Origin of the sequence: Delftia sp. 11MD (assembly GCF_050907895.1) — a bacterium.
GTDB lineage: Bacteria > Pseudomonadota > Gammaproteobacteria > Burkholderiales > Burkholderiaceae_C > Comamonas > Comamonas tsuruhatensis.
Map to the genome: position 1 here is coordinate 1548480 of NZ_CP194333.1, position 15666 is coordinate 1564145.

At 63.1% G+C, this 15666-nt stretch carries 16 protein-coding genes; all 16 read left to right on the forward strand.

What is annotated here, in order from left to right; genetic code table 11:
* Positions 1-23: 23 nt before the first annotated feature.
* The 16 genes from ACRSCF_RS06960 (at position 24) to era (ending at position 15655) form a co-directional block, all read left to right on the forward strand.
* Complete coding sequence (locus ACRSCF_RS06960) at positions 24-581, forward strand: YceD family protein (protein WP_034363818.1); 558 nt, start codon at positions 24-26, stop codon at positions 579-581.
* Between the two features lie 137 nt (positions 582-718).
* Complete coding sequence (gene rpmF / locus ACRSCF_RS06965; RefSeq protein ID WP_012207072.1) at positions 719-901, forward strand: 50S ribosomal protein L32; 183 nt, start codon at positions 719-721, stop codon at positions 899-901.
* 113 nt (positions 902-1014) lie between these two features.
* On the forward strand, positions 1015-2055 hold the full coding sequence (gene plsX / locus ACRSCF_RS06970) for a phosphate acyltransferase PlsX (protein ID WP_016451174.1): 1041 nt from the start codon (positions 1015-1017) through the stop codon (positions 2053-2055).
* A gap of 5 nt (positions 2056-2060) precedes the next feature.
* Positions 2061-3038, forward strand: a complete 978-nt coding sequence (locus ACRSCF_RS06975; RefSeq protein WP_016447796.1) for a beta-ketoacyl-ACP synthase III — start codon at positions 2061-2063, stop codon at positions 3036-3038.
* A gap of 57 nt (positions 3039-3095) precedes the next feature.
* Positions 3096-4040: an ACP S-malonyltransferase gene (gene fabD / locus ACRSCF_RS06980; RefSeq protein ID WP_026062373.1), complete on the forward strand. Its 945-nt coding sequence runs from the start codon at positions 3096-3098 to the stop codon at positions 4038-4040.
* Positions 4037-4783, forward strand: coding sequence for a 3-oxoacyl-ACP reductase FabG (gene fabG / locus ACRSCF_RS06985; protein WP_016447794.1), 747 nt, complete (start codon positions 4037-4039; stop codon positions 4781-4783). The genes fabD and fabG overlap by 4 nt, the downstream gene beginning before the upstream one ends.
* A 149-nt stretch (positions 4784-4932) precedes the next feature.
* Entirely contained in the window at positions 4933-5172 is a 240-nt protein-coding gene (gene acpP / locus ACRSCF_RS06990) for an acyl carrier protein (protein WP_003058049.1), read from the forward strand.
* Between the two features lie 39 nt (positions 5173-5211).
* On the forward strand, positions 5212-6456 hold the full coding sequence (gene fabF, locus ACRSCF_RS06995) for a beta-ketoacyl-ACP synthase II (protein WP_016447793.1): 1245 nt from the start codon (positions 5212-5214) through the stop codon (positions 6454-6456).
* A 644-nt stretch (positions 6457-7100) separates the two neighbouring features.
* The gene (gene rpoE, locus ACRSCF_RS07000) at positions 7101-7730 is read left to right on the forward strand and encodes an RNA polymerase sigma factor RpoE (RefSeq protein ID WP_016447792.1); all 630 of its coding nucleotides are present in this window, start codon (positions 7101-7103) and stop codon (positions 7728-7730) included.
* Positions 7731-7803: 73 nt separating this feature from the next.
* Positions 7804-8517, forward strand: a complete 714-nt coding sequence (locus ACRSCF_RS07005) for a sigma-E factor negative regulatory protein (protein ID WP_016447791.1) — start codon at positions 7804-7806, stop codon at positions 8515-8517.
* Between the two features lie 305 nt (positions 8518-8822).
* Positions 8823-10292 carry a DegQ family serine endoprotease gene (locus tag ACRSCF_RS07010; RefSeq protein ID WP_026062374.1) on the forward strand — a complete coding sequence of 490 codons (1470 nt, stop codon included), beginning with the start codon at positions 8823-8825 and terminating at the stop codon, positions 10290-10292.
* 429 nt (positions 10293-10721) lie between these two features.
* Positions 10722-12530, forward strand: a complete 1809-nt coding sequence (gene lepA, locus ACRSCF_RS07015; protein ID WP_244387893.1) for a translation elongation factor 4 — start codon at positions 10722-10724, stop codon at positions 12528-12530.
* Positions 12530-13507, forward strand: a complete 978-nt coding sequence (gene lepB / locus ACRSCF_RS07020; RefSeq protein ID WP_034363815.1) for a signal peptidase I — start codon at positions 12530-12532, stop codon at positions 13505-13507. Before lepA ends, lepB begins: the two co-directional genes overlap by 1 nt.
* 70 nt (positions 13508-13577) lie before the next feature.
* Positions 13578-13940, forward strand: a complete 363-nt coding sequence (locus ACRSCF_RS07025; RefSeq protein WP_016447787.1) for a DUF4845 domain-containing protein — start codon at positions 13578-13580, stop codon at positions 13938-13940.
* On the forward strand, positions 13941-14624 hold the full coding sequence (gene rnc, locus ACRSCF_RS07030; protein WP_012207060.1) for a ribonuclease III: 684 nt from the start codon (positions 13941-13943) through the stop codon (positions 14622-14624).
* Positions 14621-15655 carry a GTPase Era gene (gene era, locus ACRSCF_RS07035; protein WP_432675416.1) on the forward strand — a complete coding sequence of 345 codons (1035 nt, stop codon included), beginning with the start codon at positions 14621-14623 and terminating at the stop codon, positions 15653-15655. Before rnc ends, era begins: the two co-directional genes overlap by 4 nt.
* The last annotated feature ends 11 nt before the right edge of the window (positions 15656-15666 follow it).

A 15666-nucleotide genomic window follows, 5' to 3' on the forward strand; every position in this document is an offset into this window, starting at 1 on the left:
CCGGATTCTCTTACACTGCCCGCATGAGCAAGGAATTTTCTGCGGCCCGCCTCGATGTTCGCGCTTTTGCGCAATCGGCGGGCCATCTCCAGGGTCAGTCGGCGCTTTCGGCCTTTCCTCGTCTGGCCGAGGATGCGCAGCCGGATGCCGCTGATGGGCACGGCGAGGTGCACTGGCAGGCTGACGGCGAACTGGTCGAGCAAACCGGCGGTTCGGGCCAGGTCTGGCTGCATCTGCAGGCCGATGCTGTCGTTCCGATGGTGTGCCAACGCTGCCTCACTGTGGCACCCATCTCCCTCCAGGTCGATAGGTCTTTCCGCTTTGTTGCGGACGAGACCACGGCCGAGTCCGAGGATGACGAGAGCGACGAGGACCTGCTGGTGCTCAGCCGCGAATTCAACCTGCTTGAACTCATAGAGGATGAGCTGCTCATGGAGTTGCCCGTGGTGCCACGCCACGACAGCTGCCCCGAGCCGGTGAGCATGCAGTCCAGCGACGCAGACTTCGAGCAGGCCATCGAGGACAAGCCCAATCCATTTGCCGTGCTGCGCGGGCTGGATGTGGGCAAGTCAGCCGACTGATTGCGATGTCCGGAAAAAAGGCCGAGGCCGGGAAAAGCGATTGCGCTATAATCAAGGGCTTCGCGCGAAACCCCCTCGTGTCTTTAATGGGCTGATCGCGTTTTTTACCAACCCTTTTCAGATACACAGGAGCCATCATGGCTGTTCAGCAGAACAAGAAGTCCCCCTCCAAGCGCGGTATGCACCGTTCGCACAACGCACTGAATGTGCCTGGCATTGCCGTGGAACCCACCACCGGTGAAACCCATCTGCGTCACCACATCAGCCCCAACGGCGTGTACCGCGGCCGTCAAGTGCTGAAGAACAAGTCCGAAGCCTGATCTTCGACCGTTCCCGCAGGGCCCGCGGCTACAGTTTTCGTAGCGCGGGCTTTTGTTTTTTCTGATGGTTGCTCCTATCTTTCCAGGCCTTGCAACAGGCTTGCCAGTCGCACATGATCACTTTGGCCGTTGACTGCATGGGGGGTGATCACGGCCCCCGCGTCACGCTTGCGGCGTGCCGCCAGTTCCTCGATTCCCACCCCGATGCCCGGCTGCTGCTGGTTGGCCAGCCCGATGCGCTGGCTGGCTTTGCGCATGAGCGCGCCAGTGTGGTGCCGGCCTCGGAAGTGGTCGGCATGGATGATCCGATCGAGATGGCGCTGCGCAGGAAGAAGGATTCCTCCATGCGCATCGCCATCCAGCAAGTCAAGGATGGCGCGGCTGCCGCTGCTGTGTCGGCTGGAAACACGGGTGCGCTGATGGCCATCTCGCGCTACCTGCTCAAGACACTCGATGGCATTGATCGCCCTGCCATCGCGCCCCAGTTGCCCAATGCCAAGGGCGAGGCCACCACGGTGCTGGACCTGGGTGCCAATGTGGACTGCTCGGCCGAGCATCTGCTGCAGTTCGCCGTCATGGGCTCGGCCCTGGTGTCTGCCCTGAACAACGAAGAGGCACCCTCGGTGGGTCTGCTCAACATTGGCGAGGAGCAGATCAAGGGCAGCGAGGTCATCAAGCGCGCTGGCGAACTGCTGCGCGCGGCCGGCAAGGCCGGTCATCTGAATTTCTACGGCAACGTCGAAGGCAACGACATCTTCAAGGGCACGACCCAGGTCGTGGTCTGTGATGGCTTTGTGGGCAACGTGGCTCTCAAGTCTTCCGAGGGCGTGGCGTCCATGATCTCCAATGCCCTCAAGCAGGAGTTCAAGCGCAACATCTTCACCAAAATGGCGGCCATCGTTGCCTATCCGGTGCTAACTGCTTTGATGAGGCGCGTGGATCATCGCCGCTACAACGGCGCGGCGCTGCTGGGCCTTCGCGGGCTGGTCTTCAAAAGCCATGGATCGGCCGATGCCTTGGCTTTCGAGCACGCGCTGAAGCGCGCGTATGATGCGGCCCGCAACAACCTGCTCGACCGTGTCCGTACCCGTATCTCCGCAGCCCTGCCTCTGTTGCTGGCTGCGCAGTCGGAATCGGGACCGTCGGCGCCCTAATACAGATGAGACGCTACGCACGCATCACCGGCACGGGCAGTTACCTGCCACCCCGCCGACTCACCAATCACGATCTGGCAGCCGAACTGGCCCAGCGCGGAATCGAGACCTCGGACGAGTGGATCGTCGAGCGCACCGGCATCCATGCCCGACACTTTGCCGCGCCAGAAGTGGCCAGCAGCGATCTGGCCTTGGAGGCATCGAAGAAGGCGCTGGAAGCCGCCGGCTGCCAGCCGCAGGATATCGATTTGATCATCGTCGCCACATCGACGCCGGACATGGTCTTCCCGTCCACGGCATGCATCCTGCAAAACAAGCTCGGCGCCAATGGCTGTGCGGCCTTTGATGTGCAAGCCGTATGCAGCGGCTTTGTCTACGCCCTCACCGTGGCCGACGCCATGATCCAGTCCGGCGCTGCGAGCCGCGCGCTGGTGGTGGGCTCCGAAGTATTCAGCCGCATCCTGGACTTCAACGACCGGACGACCTGCGTGCTGTTCGGTGACGGTGCCGGAGCCGTGGTGCTGGAGGCGTCCGAGCAGCCAGGCATCCTGGCTTCCGACCTGCATGCCGACGGCAAGCATGTCGGCATCCTGTGCGTGCCAGGCAATGTCTCCGGTGGCCAGATCCTCGGTGATCCGCTGCTGAAGATGGATGGGCAGGCCGTGTTCAAGCTGGCGGTCGGCGTGCTGGAGAAGGCTGCTCGCGCCACGCTGGACAAGGCAGGGCTCACCGATGCCGACATCGACTGGCTGATCCCCCATCAGGCCAATATCCGCATCATGCAAAGCACGGCGCGCAAGCTCAAGCTGTCCATGGACAAGGTGGTGGTGACGGTGGACCAGCATGGCAACACGTCGGCTGCCTCGATCCCCCTGGCGCTGGACCACGGCGTGCGCAGTGGCCAGGTCAAGCCCGGTCAGACCGTGCTGCTGGAAGGTGTTGGCGGCGGCTTCACCTGGGGCGCGGTACTTCTCAAGATGTGATGCGGGATGCCTGCCTGAGGGCAGGTGCCCATGGCGCGGCCTTTATTTTTGAAAATCATGAAGAAGTTTGCATTCGTCTTTCCTGGTCAGGGTTCGCAATCGGTAGGCATGCTCGACGGATGGGGTGACCATCCCGTCGTGGCCCAGACCTTGGTCGAAGCCTCCGATGCCCTCGGCGAAAACATCGGCCAGCTGATCCAGCAGGGGCCGAAGGAAGCTCTGGCGCTCACCACCAATACCCAGCCCGTGATGCTGGTGGCCGGTGTGGCTGCCTGGCGCGTCTGGCAGGCCGAAGGCGGCGCGCTGCCCGACGTTGTGGCGGGCCACTCGCTGGGTGAGTACTCGGCCCTGGTCGCGTCAGGTGTGCTGACCCTGGCCCAGGCTGCGCCGCTGGTGCGGCTGCGCGCGGCTGCCATGCAGGAGGCCGTTCCCGTGGGAACCGGTGCCATGGCTGCCATCCTGGGGCTGGATGCCGACAAGGTGCGCGCAGGCTGCGCAGAAGTCACGGCGGCATTGGGTGGTGCGGAAGTCGTCGAGGCCGTGAATTTCAACGACCCCTCGCAGACCGTGATTGCCGGCAGCAAGGCGGCTGTCGAGAAGGCCTGCGAGGCCCTCAAGGCCGCAGGCGCCAAACGTGCGCTGCCGCTGCCGGTGTCGGCGCCTTTCCATTCCAGCCTGATGAAGCCTGCGGCCGAAAAGCTCAAGGCGGCGCTGGCTGCCACCGTGCTGGCTGCGCCGCGCATCCCAGTGCTCAACAACATCGACGTGACTGTGCAGCAGGATGCCGACGCCATTCGCGATGCGCTGTATCGCCAGGCCTTCGGCCCGGTGCGCTGGGTGGAATGCGTTCAGGCCATGAAGGCCCGCGGCGTCGTCCACCTCGTCGAGTGCGGTCCCGGCAAGGTGCTGATGGGCCTGACCAAGCGGATTGACGCGGACCTGACGGCCGCTGCCCTCTATGACCCGGCCACGCTGGCCGACGTGAAAGAATCCCTCGCATGACTGACAACCAGAACAAGCCCCAGGTTGCCCTGGTGACGGGTGCCTCGCGCGGCATCGGTGCCGCCATTGCCCAGGAGCTGGCAGCACGCGGCTACCGCGTGATCGGCACGGCCACCACCGATGGTGGTGCCGAGAAGATCAGCCAGGCCCTGTCGGCCCATGAAGGCTGCCGTGGCGTGAACCTCAATGTCACGGACGTGACCGCCGTCGATGCCCTGATCGACAGCATCGTCAAGAATGACGGTGGCCTGCATGTGCTGGTCAACAATGCCGGCATCACGCGCGACACCCTGGCCATGCGCATGAAGGACGATGACTGGGATGCGGTGATCGACACCAATCTCAAGGCGGTTTTCCGAGTCAGCCGTACGGCCATTCGGCCCATGATGAAGCAGCGCTTCGGACGCATCATCAACATCACCAGCGTCGTTGGTGCCTCCGGAAACCCCGGTCAAGCCAACTATGCAGCTGCCAAGGCCGGCGTTGCCGGCATGACGCGTGCGCTGGCCCGTGAACTGGGCAGCCGCGGCATCACGGTCAATTGCGTGGCTCCGGGCTTCATCGCCACCGACATGACGGCGGAGCTGCCTGAAGAGCAGAAAAATGCCCTGAAATCGCAGATCGCCATGGGTGATCTGGGCCAGCCCAGCGACATCGCCCATGCCGTGGCCTATCTCGCATCGGCGGGCGCAGGCTACGTCACCGGCCAGGAATTGCACGTCAACGGCGGCATGTACATGTAAGCGCTGCGGCGGCTGCGGGCAGATCCCTGCCAGAAGCCGCCGTTGCTTGCAACCGAAGAGGCCGTTTCCTCGCGACGGCCGGCTGAAGAGGGCGTAAGGTCCGAAACGGCTAGAATCGCGGGTTCATTCACAACCCCCAGAGGGAAACCATGAGCGATATCGAAGCACGTGTCAAAAAAATCATTGCCGAACAACTCGGCGTTGAAGAGTCTCAAGTCACCAACGAAAAGGCCTTCGTGGCTGATCTGGGTGCTGACTCCCTGGACACGGTGGAGCTGGTGATGGCCCTGGAAGATGAATTCGGCATCGAGATCCCCGACGAAGACGCGGAAAAGATCACGACGGTGCAAAACGCCATCGACTACGCCAACACCCACCAGAAGGCCTGACAGGGCCCTGACCCGAGCGATCAGCAGAAGGTTTTACGCATGAGCCGTCGTCGCGTTGTCGTGACCGGCCTGGGTTGCATCTCCCCCGTGGGTAACACGGTGGGCGACGCCTGGGCCAATCTTTTGGCCGGCCAGTCCGGCATTGACCTCATCACCAAGTTCGATGCCTCGAACTTTGCCTGCAAGATTGCGGGCGAGGTCAAGGGATTCGATGTGGAGTCGTACATGAGCGCCAAGGATGCGCGCTCCATGGACACCTTCATCCATTACGGCATCGCTGCTGCGGCGCAAGCCGTGCAGGACTCAGGTCTGCCCACGGGCGAGGCCTTGTCGGATGATCTGGCTACGCGCATCGGCTGTGTGATCGGTTCGGGCATCGGCGGCTTGCCGCTGATCGAGAACACCCACGCAGAACTGGCTGCGCGCGGACCGCGCCGCATCACGCCGTTCTTCGTGCCTGCCTCCATCATCAACATGGTGGCTGGCCATGTGTCCATGCGGTTTGGCTTCAAGGGGCCGAATCTCGCCGTGGTGACTGCCTGCACGACCGGGCTGCACTGCATAGGCGAAGCAGGACGCATGATCGAATACGGCGATGCCGATGTGGTGGTGGCTGGTGGCACGGAAGCCACGGTCTCCCCGCTGGGCGTCGGCGGCTTTGCCGCCATGCGCGCACTGTCCACGCGCAATGATGATCCCAAGGCCGCCTCGCGTCCCTGGGACAAGGACCGCGACGGCTTTGTGCTGGGTGAAGGTGCAGGCGTGCTGGTGCTGGAAGAGTACGAGCATGCCAAGGCCCGCGGTGCCAAGATCTATGCTGAACTGTGCGGCTACGGCATGAGTGCCGATGCCGGCCACATGACGGCGCCCAACATGGACGGCCCGCGCCGCGCCATGCTGTCAGCTCTGCGCAACGCCGGCATCAACGCCGACCAGATCGATTATCTGAATGCGCACGGCACATCCACGCCGCTGGGCGACCTCAACGAGACCAATGCCATCAAGGCGGCTCTGGGCGATCACGCCAAGAAAATCGTTGTCAGCTCGACCAAGTCCATGACCGGTCACCTGCTGGGTGGCGCTGGCGGCATCGAGAGCGTCTTCACCGTGCTGGCATTGCACGAGCAGAAGATTCCCCCGACCATCAATCTGGACAACCAGGATCCCGAGTGCGATCTCGACTACTGCGCCAACACGGCACGGGATGCGAAGATCGAAGTGGCAGTGAAAAACAACTTCGGGTTCGGCGGCACCAACGGAACGCTGGTGTTCAAGCGAATCTGAGGCCTGCACGCCTCACCATGAAAAGCCCGCCCCGCAAGGGAGCGGGCTTTTTTATTTCTCCCATGGGTCAGGGCGCGTCCGGCAGGGGTGGGATGCATGTCAGACATGCTGCGGTTTTGCGACACTGCAGGCATGACGTCACGCCATGCCCCGCCCGCAGTCCGCCATCCGCTGAATCCACCACGGGGGTCGGTCGCATGCCTGTGCGCGCTTTGGCTGCTGGCGGCCATGCTTTTGCTGGCGTGGGCGCTTGATCTACAGTCCGGATGGGGGCCTGCCGTCGTGGCTGTCACGGGTTCTCTGGTTGCAGCTTCAGGCATGTGGCATGGATGGCGCGCCCTGGGCAGAGGCTTTGTTGCATGGGATGGCGCGCAGTGGTGGCTTGGTGAGGCAGCCGCTGCCCACGATGCGCAGCCGGTGCTGCTGCAGGTGCGCGCTGACGGTGGTCAATGGCTATGGGCGCAGGCCAGACCCGTTACGACGGGGTCTTTGCGCTGGCGAAGCTCCCGCTGGCTGCTGCTGTCTTACAGGCAGAGTCCTGAAACCTGGGGTGATTTGCGGCGTGCTGTATATTTCCCGCCCAGACCTACAGAACGCGCGCAGTGACTGCGCCAGGGCCGCCACGGCCCGTCTTCACCGATTTCATGACGCCTCCCGAATTCCCGCCTTCTTCTGCCGACAGCGACCTGGCTCTGGTCGAGCGCACCAACGCAGGAGACATGCGGGCCTTCGAGCTGCTGGTCATCAAGTACCAGCGCCGCATCGAGCGCCTCATTGGCCGCATGGTGCGCGACGTGGACCTGGTGCCTGACATTGCGCAGGAAACCTTCATCCGGGCCTATCGGGCGCTGCACCAGTTCCGGGGTGATGCCCAGTTCTACACCTGGCTGTATCGCATCGCCGTGAATACCGCCAAGAAGGCGCTGCTGGACATGAAGCGCTCGCCGCTGATCACCGAAAGCGCGTTACACAACGGGGATGACGATGATGAAACTTCCCGGCTCAGCCAGGAACTAACCACCGAAGAAACACCCGAAACGATCCTGGCGGCCCAGGAAATTGCCCAGGCAGTCAACGCCGCCATGGAGGCCTTGCCCGAAGATCTCCGTCAAGCCGTCACGTTGCGGGAAATCGAAGGCCTGAGCTACGAGGAAATCTCGAACGCCATGGGTTGTCCCATAGGCACCGTGCGTTCACGCATCTTCCGTGCACGCGAAGCGATTTCAGCGAGAGTCAAGCCTTTGCTGGAGCGCCAGTCTGGCAAGCGGTGGTAGCAACGGGTGATGGCCATCGGGTGGCGCATTTTTTGGGTACAGGGTCTCAGAGCAGACAGGCAGGTGATTGATCATGAATGACGATCTGACGAAGCGCGAACAATTGTCGGCATTGGCTGATGGCGAACTCTCTGCCGCGGAGCTGCAGGCCGCGCTGGCCTATGCGCAAAGCGATGCAGGCCAGCAGGAATGGCGCATGTACCACCTGGTGGGCGATGTGCTGCGCTCCCCTGAGCTGGCGCACCACAGCCGGCACGATCTGCTTTCCGGAATCCGCTCCCAGTTGGCCAACGAGCCGCGCCGCCCCCTGGTTCCCGTCGCCGCAGACGAGCTGGAGCAGGTCGCGCGCCCGGCGCACGGCAGGGCCGTCGTCAATGGCGCGCCGCTGCACGATGCAGCCAATGCGTCGGTATTCCGCTGGAAGATGGCTGCGGGTTTTGCTTCCGTGGCGGCCGTGGCTGCCATTGGCTGGAGCGTGATGCTCGGCGCGCCTGCAGGCCCCGGCGCGGCGCCGGGCCGGGCATTGGCCGCCCTTGAAACGGGGGCGCCTGCAGCGGCTGCTGTCGCTGGAAATGCCCAGGACTTCCCTCTCGGAGATACGGCCCAATCCTCTTCGGTGGTGGCTGTGGCAGGCCCTTACGGCCAAAGCGTCATGCTGCGTGATCCGCGCCTGGATGCGCTGCTGGCCTCCCATCCGCAATACAGTGGTCCGGCCACGTTGCAGATGCCGGCCAGCTTCCTGCGCAATGCCAACTTCGCCTCGGCACCGCGCGCGAACCAGCGCTGAATCCCGCAGGAGAGCATGACTCTCCTGCCTTCTTTTGCACCCGCGTCCAGCCGTTCGGCATTGAAATGGACGCGGGTGCAGTCATTTGTGGCCCATGCACGGCGGTTCGCGCCGCATGCATGCTGCCGATTCGGGAACTAACAGCGTCTTTCAGGCTTCTGAGCCATCGTCTGGCCGGTGGATGCCGGGACTGCGCCAGAATGTGGCGTTCGTCCGAGATGCAAGTCGGCACCGCGTATCTGAACAGGCCGCCCGGGCGCAATGGGCACGGGGGCAACACAATGATTGAGAAGGAAAGGATCACCATGACCACAGTTCGATGGAAGACGCTGCAGTCCTGCACACTGGCAGGCGTTCTGGCGCTGGCTGCTGGCAGCGCCTCAATGCTGGTGCCGGTGAGTGCCGCTCATGCGCAAAGCGGTGCCGTGGTGCGGGGTCTGCCGGACTTCACCGACCTGGTCGAGCAGGTAGGGCCTTCCGTGGTCAACATCCGCACGTTGGAGAAGGCGTCGGCCAACTCTGCCGAGGCGCTGGGCATGGATGAGGACATGCTCGAGTTCTTCCGCCGCTTCGGCCTGCCCGTGCCCAATGTGCCGCGCCAACGCCCCCAGCCGCGTTCACAGCCTGACGAGGAACAGCCGCGTGGCGTGGGGTCGGGCTTCATCCTGACGGCGGACGGCTTTGTGATGACCAATGCCCACGTGGTCGAAGGTGCTGACGAGGTCATCGTCACGCTGACCGACAAGCGTGAGTTCAAGGCCAAGATCGTGGGCAGCGACAAGCGCACCGACGTGGCTGTGGTCAAGATCGATGCCACCGGACTGCCCGCCGTGAAGATCGGCGACGTGAACCGTCTCAAGGTCGGTGAGTGGGTGATGGCCATCGGATCGCCCTTCGGCCTCGACAACTCGGTCACCGCAGGCATCGTCAGCGCCAAGCAGCGCGACACGGGAGACTATCTGCCCTTCATCCAGACCGATGTGGCCATCAATCCCGGCAACTCGGGCGGCCCGTTGCTGAACATGCGCGGCGAGGTCGTGGGCATCAATAGCCAGATCTATTCGCGTTCCGGCGGTTTCATGGGGATCAGCTTCGCGATTCCGATCGACGAGGCCGTGCGCGTCAGCGACCAACTGCGCGCCACCGGCAAGGTCACGCGAGGGCGCATCGGCGTGCAAATCGGGCAGGTCACCAAGGACATTGCCGAATCCATCGGCCTGGGCAAGGCTCAGGGTGCGCTGGTCTCTGCCGTGGAACCCGATTCCCCAGCCGCCAAGGCCGGCGTCGAGGCGGGTGACGTGATCATCAAGTTCGATGGGAAGGCCATTGAGAAGGTCGCCGACCTGCCGCGTCTGGTGGGCAATACCAAGCCCGGAACGCGCAGCACCATCACGGTATTCCGCCGCGGAGCCGCCAAGGATCTGACCATGGTGATCGCCGAAGTCGAGCCCGATGGCGCTCCCCAGGCAAAGGCTGCAGGCAAGGGCAGCACCCTGGTCTCCCAGTCGCTGGGCCTGACGCTGGCCGAACTCACGGATGCCCAGAAAAGGGAATTGGGCATCAAGGGCGGTGTCCGCGTGACGGCCGCTGTCGAGGCGGCAGCACGCGCAGGCCTGCGCGAAGGTGATGTGATCCTGCAACTGGCCAATGTCGAGATCACGGGGCTCAAGAGCTTCGAGGCCACGCTGGCCAAGGTGGACAAGAGCAAGCCGGTGAACCTTCTGGTGCGCCGCGGCGAATGGGCTCAGTACGTGCTCATCCGTCCTGCCCGCTGAGGGGCTGGGGCAGGTCGGTTTTTCGGGGTCCTGGGGAATACCCTCGGAATCCGGACCAAGGCCTGCCCATGCCCCTTGGGGCATTGGGTAAAATGCCCCACCAAAGCGTGACGGCTCAAGGCGTCAGAAACCTGTTTTCAAAGAGGATTGTTGCGGTGCAAAAGCACCGCACTATCCGGTGATCGACGGGCTAGAAATGGCTTGTCGGGTCTGTTGATAAACTGTTGATAAATAATTGTGACAGATCAAGCCCGGAGCTTTGCAGGCCTTGTCAGGGCTTGGTTTCCAGCCCTTTTTGCCTACAATAAAGTCCCAACTATCGCAGTTGCCAGAGATTGTTGGTTCGGGGCGCGTCGTTCATGGACGCGCCCTTTTTTCTTGCGCGCCGACCCTGTCGTTTTCCACTTTCACTAGCAGTCCTTCTCGTTGATGAACCACATCAGAAATTTTTCCATCATTGCGCACATCGACCATGGCAAGTCGACGCTGGCCGACCGCCTGATCCAGCGTTGCGGAGGCCTGGCTGACCGTGACATGGAAGCCCAGGTGCTGGACTCGATGGATATCGAGAAAGAGCGCGGCATCACCATCAAGGCGCAGACGGCTGCCCTGCAGTACAAGGCCAAGGATGGTCAGGTCTACAACCTCAACCTCATCGACACGCCCGGCCACGTGGACTTCTCGTACGAAGTCTCGCGTTCCCTGTCGGCCTGCGAGGGAGCGCTGCTGGTGGTGGACGCCTCTCAGGGCGTAGAGGCACAGACCGTGGCCAACTGCTATACCGCGCTGGATCTCGGCGTGGAGGTGACGGCCGTTCTCAACAAGATGGATCTGCCGCAGGCCGACCCCGACAACGCCAAGGCCGAGATCGAGGACGTCATCGGCATCGATGCCAGCGATGCCATTCCCTGCTCGGCCAAGACCGGCATGGGCATCGACGAGATCCTGGAGGCCGTGGTTGCCAAGGTGCCGCCGCCCAAGGGCAATCCCAATGGCCAACTGCGCGCCATGATCATCGACAGCTGGTTCGACACTTACGTGGGCGTCGTGATGCTGGTGCGCGTGGTCGATGGTGAACTCAAGCGTGGCGAGCGCTTCAAGATGATGGCTTCGGGCGCTGCCTACGAAGCCAACAACCTGGGCGTGTTCACTCCGGCCGACGTGCCGCGCGACGCGCTGCGCGCCGGCGAGGTGGGTTACATCATCGCCGGCATCAAGGAACTCAAGGCAGCCAAGGTGGGCGACACCATCACGCTGGAAAAGAAGCTTCCCAACAATCTGGGCCCTGCCACCGAGGCCCTGCCCGGCTTCAAGGAAATCAAGCCCCAGGTGTTCGCGGGTCTGTACCCCACCGAAGCCAGCGAATATGACCAGCTGCGCGATGCGCTGGAAAAGCTGCAGCTCAACGATTCGTCCCTGCAGTTCGAGCCTGAAGTCTCGCAGGCGCTGGGCTTCGGCTTTCGCTGCGGCTTCCTGGGCCTGCTGCACATGGAAATCGTGCAGGAGCGCCTGGAGCGCGAATTCGACCAGGACCTGATCACCACCGCGCCCAGCGTGGTCTACGAAGTGGTCAAGGGCGATGGCGAGGTCATCCAGGTCGAGAACCCGTCCAAGATGCCCGATGCCGGCCGTATCGAGGAGGTGCGCGAGCCCATCGTGACCGTGCACCTGTACATGCCGCAGGACTATGTGGGCCCGGTGATGACGCTGGCCAACCAGAAGCGCGGCGTGCAGATCAACATGCAGTACCACGGTCGCCAGGTGATGCTCACCTATGAGATGCCGCTGGGCGAGATCGTGCTGGACTTCTTCGACAAGCTCAAGTCGGTCTCGCGCGGCTATGCCTCCATGGACTACGAGTTCAAGGAGTACCGCGCCTCCGACGTGGTCAAGGTGGACATCCTGCTCAACGGCGAGAAGGTCGATGCGCTGTCCATCATCGTGCACCGCTCCCAGGCCACGTACCGCGGCCGGGCCGTGGTGGCGAAGATGCGCGAGATCATCAGCCGCCAGATGTTCGACGTGGCCATCCAGGCCGCCGTCGGCGCCAACATCATTGCTCGGGAAACCGTCAAGGCCATGCGCAAGAACGTGCTGGCCAAGTGCTATGGCGGCGACATCACCCGCAAGCGCAAGCTGCTGGAGAAGCAAAAGGCTGGCAAGAAGCGCATGAAGCAGATCGGTTCGGTGGAAGTGCCTCAGGAGGCCTTCCTGGCCATCTTGCAAGTGGAGGATTGATGCAAGCCATGCAATGGATTACGGCCGTCGTGCTGGCGGCTTTCGTGGGCTATATCGGCGCCTGGTACACGGGCGTCATCGAGGGCAACTTCGCGTTGCTGCTGTTCCTGGCCACCGTGGTCACTGGCCTGTACTGGGTGGCCGAACGGCTGTATTTCCTGCCCCGCCGCCGCCGCGCCGCCGTGGCCATCGAGGAGGCTGCCGTGGCGCGCCGCGCAGAACTCGACCGCATGGGCATCGCCAAGACCGACATCGAGGTGTCGGAAGAGGCCAGGGGCCGCATCCTCATGCAGCCCTGGTGGCTGGACTGGACCGCGGGCCTGTTCCCCGTGATCGCCATCGTCTTTGTCCTGCGCTCGTTCCTGTTCGAGCCGTTCAAGATTCCCTCGGGCTCCATGATCCCCACGCTGCTCGTGGGCGACCTGATCCTGGTGAACAAGTTCACCTACGGAGTGCGCCTGCCGGTGATCAACACCAAGATCACCCAGGGCCAGCCGCTGCAGCGCGGCGATGTGGTGGTGTTCCGCTATCCTCCGCAACCCAGCCTGGACTACATCAAGCGCGTGGTGGGCCTGCCGGGTGACGAGATCTCCTATCTGAACAAGCGGCTGACGGTCAATGGCAAGGAAGTCCCGGTCAGCGAACTGCCGGACTTCTTCGACAAGGACGCGATGCGCTACTTCAAGCAGTACGAGGAGTCGCTGGGCGACAAGCCGCACCGCATGATCGTGAACCAGGACGTGCCCGCCTTCATCCAGGGCGCCAGCGGCTTCGAGTTCCGCGAGAACTGCCGCTACAGCGTCGAAGGCATCACCTGCAAGGTGCCCGAGGGCCAGTACTTCATGATGGGAGACAACCGCGACAATTCGCTGGATTCCCGCTACTGGGGCTTTGTGCCCGACAAGAACATCGTGGGCCGGGCCTTCTTCGTCTGGATGAACTTCGGGGATTTCAAGCGCATCGGCGGCTTCCATTGATCACATGCATGCCTGAGGGCCGGGTGCCCCCAGGCATGCGCGAGGGATTCACATCGGAGGAGGAAAAAGCATGTTGACATCGAACAACCGGCGTTCGCGCCAGCGCGGTCTGTCCTTTCTGGGACTGGTGTTTGTGATTGCCCTGGGCGTGGGTGTGGTGGCCGTGGGCGCACAATCCGTGCCGGTCTTCCTGGAGTATCAGGCCATCGTCAAGGCCGCCAACAAGGCGGCCCGCGAAGGCAATTCCGTGGCTGACGTTAAAGCCGGCTTCAATCGCTCAGCCCAGATCGACGACATCAAATCGATTACGGGGGAGGACCTCGAAGTGACCAAAATCAATGACCGTGTGGTGGTGGGGTTCGAATATTCGCGCGAGATCCATCTCGTGGGCCCCGCCTACCTGACTTACCGTTTTAAGAAGCAGACCCAATAGGTGCCTCCCTTACTGAATGCGCTGCAGCTGAGGCTGCAGCATCAATTTGCCGAGCCTGCATTGCTGCAGCGTGCCGTCACGCACCGCAGTTTCTCGGCAGACAACAACGAGCGCCTGGAATTCCTCGGTGACTCGGTGCTGAATCTTGCCATTTCCAGCCTGCTCTACCAGCGGCTCAGTTCCATGCCCGAGGGCGATCTGTCCCGCGTGCGCGCCAACCTGGTCAAGGAAGGCACGCTGCACCAGATCGCGCTGAGGCTGCAGTTGCCCGATCTGCTGCGCCTGGGCGAAGGCGAATCCAAGTCGGGCGGCAAGCAACGCCCCTCCATCCTGGCCGATGCGGTCGAGGCCCTGATCGGCGCAGTGTATCTGGACGCCGGCTACGCTGCGGGCGAGAAGGTGGTACACCATCTCTTCGAGGGCGTGGACATCAACCCCCACATGCGCGCAGCCGAAAAGGATGCGAAGACGGCCCTGCAGGAATGGCTGCAGGGGCGGCGCATGAAGCTGCCGCAGTACGAAGTGGTTGCCACCACGGGCGCCGCCCATCGTCAGACCTTCGAGGTGGCCTGCGCGATTGCCGAGTTGCAACTGCAGGCCAGGGGAACGGGTGCCTCGCGCAGGGCCGCCGAGCAGACGGCTGCCACAGCCATGCTGGAACTATTGAAAGCAAGACACGCATGAACCAAGACAAACCCCCGGCGCCGGCACAGACCGCCGCCGAACTCGACGCCCTGCTGGCTGCGGCCAAGCCCGGCGCTGGCGCAGCTCGCACGGCATCCGCTGCTGATGACACCCCGACACCCGAGGTGCCGACCGGCCCGCAGCGCTGCGGCCTGATCGCCATCGTCGGCAAGCCCAATGTGGGCAAGTCCACGCTGATGAATGCGCTGGTGGGCCAGAAGATCAGCATCACCTCGCGCAAGGCGCAGACCACGCGCCACCGCATCACGGGCATTCGCACGCGCGCCGCGACGCAGTTCATCTTTGTCGATACGCCGGGTTTCCAGACCAAGCACAGCACGGCACTGAACAAGTCGCTCAACAAGACCGTGATGGGCGCCATCGGCGACGTGGACCTGATCCTGTTCGTCGTGGAAGCCGGCCAGTTCACGCTGGCCGATGCCAAGGTGCTGTCGCTGTTCAAGCCTGGCATCCCCACGCTGCTGATTGCCAACAAGCTGGACACCGTGGGCCGCCGTGCCGAGATCGCCCCCTGGCTCAAGGGCATGCAGGAGCGCCATCCGTTCGCCGAGTTCGTGCCCATGTCGGCCAAGAACAGGGGAGACATCGAGCGCCTGTTCGGCATCTGCGAGAAGTACCTGCCCGAGCAGGACTGGATGTACGCCGCCGACGAGCTGACCGACCGCAGCGAGAAGTTCCTCGCCTCGGAGACCGTGCGCGAGAAGCTGTTCCGATTCACGGGCGACGAGCTGCCCTACACCTCCACGGTGGTCATCGACAAGTTCGAGGAAGAGGCCAGCAAGCAGCACAAGCGTTTCATCCGCGTGGCGGCCACCATCGTGGTCGAGCGCGACGGCCACAAGGCCATGATCATCGGAGAGAAGGGCGAGCGCCTCAAGCGCATCAGCACCGAGGCGCGCCAGGAGCTGGAAAAGCTCATGGATGCCAAGGTCTTCCTCGAAGTCTGGGTCAAGGTCCGCTCCGGCTGGGCCGACGACGAAGCCCGCGTGCGTTCGTTCGGCTACGAGTGAGCACCCTTACC

Excerpts from the sequence above, each read along its gene's own strand:
- ACRSCF_RS06960 (WP_034363818.1), top strand. The coding sequence starts at position 24 with ATGAGCAAGGAATTTTCTGCGGCCCGCCTCGATGTTCGCGCTTTTGCG.
- rpmF (WP_012207072.1), top strand. The coding sequence starts at position 719 with ATGGCTGTTCAGCAGAACAAGAAGTCCCCCTCCAAGCGCGGTATGCAC.
- plsX (WP_016451174.1), top strand. The coding sequence starts at position 1,015 with ATGATCACTTTGGCCGTTGACTGCATGGGGGGTGATCACGGCCCCCGC.
- ACRSCF_RS06975 (WP_016447796.1), top strand. The coding sequence starts at position 2,061 with ATGAGACGCTACGCACGCATCACCGGCACGGGCAGTTACCTGCCACCC.
- fabD (WP_026062373.1), top strand. The coding sequence starts at position 3,096 with ATGAAGAAGTTTGCATTCGTCTTTCCTGGTCAGGGTTCGCAATCGGTA.
- fabG (WP_016447794.1), top strand. The coding sequence starts at position 4,037 with ATGACTGACAACCAGAACAAGCCCCAGGTTGCCCTGGTGACGGGTGCC.
- acpP (WP_003058049.1), top strand. The coding sequence starts at position 4,933 with ATGAGCGATATCGAAGCACGTGTCAAAAAAATCATTGCCGAACAACTC.
- fabF (WP_016447793.1), top strand. The coding sequence starts at position 5,212 with ATGAGCCGTCGTCGCGTTGTCGTGACCGGCCTGGGTTGCATCTCCCCC.
- rpoE (WP_016447792.1), top strand. The coding sequence starts at position 7,101 with ATGACGCCTCCCGAATTCCCGCCTTCTTCTGCCGACAGCGACCTGGCT.
- ACRSCF_RS07005 (WP_016447791.1), top strand. The coding sequence starts at position 7,804 with ATGAATGACGATCTGACGAAGCGCGAACAATTGTCGGCATTGGCTGAT.
- ACRSCF_RS07010 (WP_026062374.1), top strand. The coding sequence starts at position 8,823 with ATGACCACAGTTCGATGGAAGACGCTGCAGTCCTGCACACTGGCAGGC.
- lepA (WP_244387893.1), top strand. The coding sequence starts at position 10,722 with ATGAACCACATCAGAAATTTTTCCATCATTGCGCACATCGACCATGGC.
- lepB (WP_034363815.1), top strand. The coding sequence starts at position 12,530 with ATGCAAGCCATGCAATGGATTACGGCCGTCGTGCTGGCGGCTTTCGTG.
- ACRSCF_RS07025 (WP_016447787.1), top strand. The coding sequence starts at position 13,578 with ATGTTGACATCGAACAACCGGCGTTCGCGCCAGCGCGGTCTGTCCTTT.
- era (WP_432675416.1), top strand. The coding sequence starts at position 14,621 with ATGAACCAAGACAAACCCCCGGCGCCGGCACAGACCGCCGCCGAACTC.